The sequence below is a fragment of the Thiocapsa sp. genome, from assembly GCF_011390875.1.
Taxonomy (GTDB): domain Bacteria; phylum Pseudomonadota; class Gammaproteobacteria; order Chromatiales; family Chromatiaceae; genus Thiocapsa.
On sequence record NZ_JAABRP010000308.1, the window covers coordinates 1 to 3,963 of the forward strand.

A 3,963-nucleotide genomic window follows, 5' to 3' on the forward strand; every position below is an offset into this window, starting at 1 on the left:
GCGCGACATCGCGCGCGGTCACAGCGTACAGATCGGCGCCTGGGTCGATGGCGCCATGCCGGTGCGCGCCGAGACGGTGCGGGGCTATGTGCAGGGGATGCACCAGGGCTGGCTGCTGGAGCAGGCGAAGCATCGGCTCGGCCAAGACGCCGCGACCGGCCCGGCCAGCATCGAGACCCGCTTTCGCTACAACCCGGACGTGCGCAGCCTGCCGGCGATGGTGCCGGCGGTCATCCCCATGCTGCTTCTGATGATCCCGGCGATGTTGACCGCGCTCGCGGTGGTGCGCGAAAAGGAGCTTGGCTCGATCATCAATCTCTATGTCACCCCGGTCACCCGCAGCGAATTCCTGCTCGGCAAGCAGCTCCCCTACATCCTGCTGGCGATGCTCAACTTCGCCCTGCTGACGCTGCTGGCGGTCACCGTCTTCGGGGTGCCATTGAAGGGCAGCCTCTTGGCACTCACGGCGGGGGCGCTGCTCTTCGTCACCTTCTCGACCGGCTTCGGGCTCTTCGCCTCCACCTTCACCCGCAGCCAGATCGCGGCCATGTTCGTGACCATCATCGGCACCATCATCCCGGCCATCCAGTTCTCCGGCATGTTGAATCCGGTGTCTTCGCTCGAAGGCGTCGGTTACGTCATCGGCCAGTTTTATCCGGCCGCGCACTTCCTCACCATCACGCGGGGCGTCTTCAACAAGGCGCTGGGCTTCGCCGGCCTCGAAGCCTCCTTCTGGCCGCTCGCGCTGGCGGTGCCGGTCATCCTGGCCCTGTCGATTCTGCTGTTGAAGAAGCAGGAGCGCTGAGCATGGCGCATCTCGCCAACATCTATCGACTGGGCATCAAGGAGCTCTGGAGCCTGGCGCGCGACCCCATGATGCTCGTCCTCATCGCCTACACCTTCACGGTGTCCATCTATGTGGCGGCCACGGCGATGCCGGAGACCCTGCACAAGGCGCCGATCGCCATCGTCGACGAGGACGCCTCGCCGCTGTCGGCACGCATCGCCGGCGCCTTCTATCCGCCGCGCTTCGATCCGCCGGCAATGATCAGCCTCTCGGAGATCGATGCCGGCATGGATGCCGGGACCTATACCTTCGTGCTGGACATCCCGCCCGACTTCCAGCGCGACGTACTGGCCGGGCGCTCGCCCGCTATCCAGCTCAATGTCGACGCCACGCGCATGAGCCAGGCATTCACCGGCAGCAGCTTTGTCCAGCAGATGGTGCTGGGCGAGGTCACGGAGTTCATGCAGGGCTATCGCGGCAGCGCCCCCCTGCCGGTGGAGCTGGCCCTGCGCACGCGCTTCAATCCCAACCTGGAGCAGTCCTGGTTCGGCGCGCTGATGGAGATCATCAACAACGTCACCCTGCTGTCGATCATCCTGACCGGCGCGGCGCTGATCCGCGAGCGCGAGCACGGCACCATCGAGCACCTGCTGGCGATGCCGGTCACGCCCGCCGAGATCATGCTGGCCAAGGTCTGGTCGATGGGGCTGGTGGTGCTGTTGGCCGCCGGCATTGCGATGGTCTTCGTCGTACAGGGCGTGCTGCGTATCCCGATCGAGGGGTCGCTCGCGCTCTTTCTGGTCGCCGCCGCGCTGCATCTCTTCGCCACCACCTCGCTCGGCATCTTCATGGCGACGCTGGCGCGCTCGATGCCGCAGTTCGGGATGCTCGCGGTGCTCATCCTGCTGCCGCTGCAACTGCTCTCGGGCAACTCCACCCCGCGAGAGAGCATGCCGGTACTGGTGCAGGACGTGATGCTGGCCGCGCCGACCACGCACTTCGTCACCGCCGCCCAGGCCATCCTCTACCGCGGCGCCGGCCTCGACGTGGTCTGGCCGCCGTTCCTCGCGCTCGCCGCGATCGGCGCGGTGTTCTTCGGGATCGCGCTCAGTCGCTTTCGCCGGACCATCAGCGCGATGGCCTAAACCGCGTCCAGAGCGAGATGCTCATCTTCGAGCGATCTCGATGTTTGGTGTATCCACGGCCCTTAGCGGAGACGCGGTTTTAAATGATATGTTTTTTAATAACCTAAACCGCGCCAGCTCCAGCGATTGTCAAGTCTGCCGGGGCCGATCCTATCCAGAAACATCGTATACCGCGCCGGGCGCGGTTTAGCTTCGATCCTGCAACGGGAAAGACCAATGACTCGGACAATCGCGCCATGAAGACCTATCTCGACTGCTATCCCTGTTTCCTGCGGCAGGCCCTGAGCGCGGCCCGCCAGGCCGATGCCTCGGTGGAGCTGCAACGTCGCATCCTCCTGGAGACCATGGACCAGCTCCGTGCCCTGCCGGCGCAGGCGACGCCGCCGGTCATGGCGGAGATCATCCACCGGACGGTCAGGCGCGAGACGCACACGCCCGATCCCTATGCGCGGAGCAAGCGGGACGCCACGGCGCAGGCCATGGCATTGCTGCCGGGCCTGCGTGAGCGCGTGCGCGGTGCCCCGGACCCACTGGAGACCGCCGTGCGCATCGCCATTGCCGGCAACATCATCGACGACGGCATGGCGGAACCCTTCGACCTGGAGGCGACCTTGGCACGGGTCCTCGAACAACCCTTCGCGATCGACGGCTTAGCGCGCTTGCGCGAGGCCCTGAAGGACGCCGACAGCATCCTCTATCTGGCCGACAACGCCGGTGAAACGGTCTTCGACCGCGTGCTGATCGAGTGCTTGGCCCTGCCGGTGATCTATGTGGTCAAGGCTGGCCCGATCATCAACGATGCGACACGCGAAGACGCCCTGGCCGCGGGTCTGGATGAGGTCAGTCACATCATCGACAACGGTTCGGATGCGCCCGGCACCTTGCTCGAGCACTGCTCGGCGGCGTTTCGCGAGCAGTTCGCCAAAGCACCGCTGATCCTGGCCAAGGGCCAGGCGAACTACGAGACGCTCAGCGAGACCCGGGCGTCGGTGTTCTTTCTGCTCCAGGCGAAATGTTCGGTCATCGCCGGCGATTTGGGCGTCCCGGTCGGCAGCGTGGTGCTGAAGGCTCCATCATGACTGACGCGCTCGGCATCAACGCGGAGGAGAGGCGGAGCAAGCGGCATGATGGACGTCGGACCACAGCGCCCGTCAGTCCGAGTGACCTTCATGAGCCGCCTTGGCCAGTACCCGCGCGGCCCATTGATTAAGGCTGGTGCGACTGCGCTTGGCGGCCTTGAGCGCGGCCGCATGAATGGCCGGATCGACACGCAGCATCAGCCGGCCCGAGGCGGGCTTGCCGGGCTCTTGGTCGAGCTTGGCGCAGGCTTCCAGGTAACTGTCGATCGATTCGCGAAAGGCTTGCTCGAATTCGCTGACCGATTCGCCATGAAAACCAATGATGTCGTCGATATCCAATACGCGCCCGACGATGATCTTGTCGTCCGGGTCAAAGGTCATGCTGGCCTGATAACCGCGATAGTGCATCACGTTGGTTGCGCTCATGGAGTTATGCCGAGTTGTGTGAGGTATTCGCGCACCTGCTTGACGCGGTATTTAAGCGCCTCTTTGCGCGGGTGCGGCCGATGGAAGTTGGCTTTACGGCCGTCTTTCTCGAAGGTGACGGCCGATCCGCTGCCTTTTCGTTGTCGTTGTCGTATCGATGGTCGACAACGACAACGAACGGCCCCGACACATCTGCCGTGCTGCACGAGGCGCTCAAACGGTCTCGGGATTGCTACTGGGGACCACTAGGCCCAAGCCTCCACGTCTTCAACCCGCACGATGGCCGACGTCCGTCAATGACGCCCTACGCACGCTGTTCATGAAGCCGCCGGGAGCCTGAACCCGGCGGGCGCGGGGCGTCAGCCCACCACCCGGTAACGATCGTTCGCGCGCTCGACCGTGCCGAGATCCTCCAGCGCGGCCAGGGCTACGATGATCAGGGGAGTGGTTTTCTCGGAATCCCTGAAACGGGCGGACAGGTCTGCCAGCGTCAGCGGCGGCGAGCGGCTCGGGGGCGTGGCCGTCT

At 64.8% G+C, this 3,963-nt stretch carries 5 protein-coding genes; 3 read left to right on the forward strand and 2 right to left on the reverse strand.

Translation table 11 applies throughout. From position 1 onward, the window contains the following. The 3 genes from GPT33_RS17525 to GPT33_RS17535 form a co-directional block, all read left to right on the forward strand. The coding region (locus tag GPT33_RS17525) for an ABC transporter permease (RefSeq protein WP_296811614.1) at nucleotides 1-805 on the forward strand (805 nt) is incomplete at its 5' end. Further along, on the forward strand, nucleotides 802-1,932 hold the full coding sequence (locus GPT33_RS17530) for an ABC transporter permease (RefSeq protein WP_363929493.1): 1,131 nt from the start codon (nucleotides 802-804) through the stop codon (nucleotides 1,930-1,932). The genes GPT33_RS17525 and GPT33_RS17530, both read left to right, overlap by 4 nt. Before the next feature lie 236 nt (nucleotides 1,933-2,168). Further along, nucleotides 2,169-3,011, forward strand: a complete 843-nt coding sequence (locus GPT33_RS17535) for an ARMT1-like domain-containing protein (RefSeq protein WP_296811619.1) — start codon at nucleotides 2,169-2,171, stop codon at nucleotides 3,009-3,011. A 72-nt stretch (nucleotides 3,012-3,083) separates the two neighbouring features. Here GPT33_RS17535 and GPT33_RS17540 read toward each other — a convergent pair whose 3' ends face one another. Both GPT33_RS17540 and GPT33_RS17545 read right to left on the reverse strand, forming a co-directional pair. After that, complete coding sequence (locus GPT33_RS17540) at nucleotides 3,084-3,392, reverse strand: type II toxin-antitoxin system HicB family antitoxin (RefSeq protein WP_296811622.1); 309 nt, start codon at nucleotides 3,390-3,392, stop codon at nucleotides 3,084-3,086. Between the two features lie 41 nt (nucleotides 3,393-3,433). Further along, complete coding sequence (locus GPT33_RS17545; RefSeq protein ID WP_296811624.1) at nucleotides 3,434-3,643, reverse strand: type II toxin-antitoxin system HicA family toxin; 210 nt, start codon at nucleotides 3,641-3,643, stop codon at nucleotides 3,434-3,436. Nucleotides 3,644-3,963 lie beyond the last annotated feature (320 nt).

Coding starts and splice junctions, on each gene's coding strand:
- GPT33_RS17540 (WP_296811622.1), bottom strand. CDS start 3,392: ATGACCTTTGACCCGGACGACAAGATCATCGTCGGGCGCGTATTGGAT.
- GPT33_RS17535 (WP_296811619.1), top strand. CDS start 2,169: ATGAAGACCTATCTCGACTGCTATCCCTGTTTCCTGCGGCAGGCCCTG.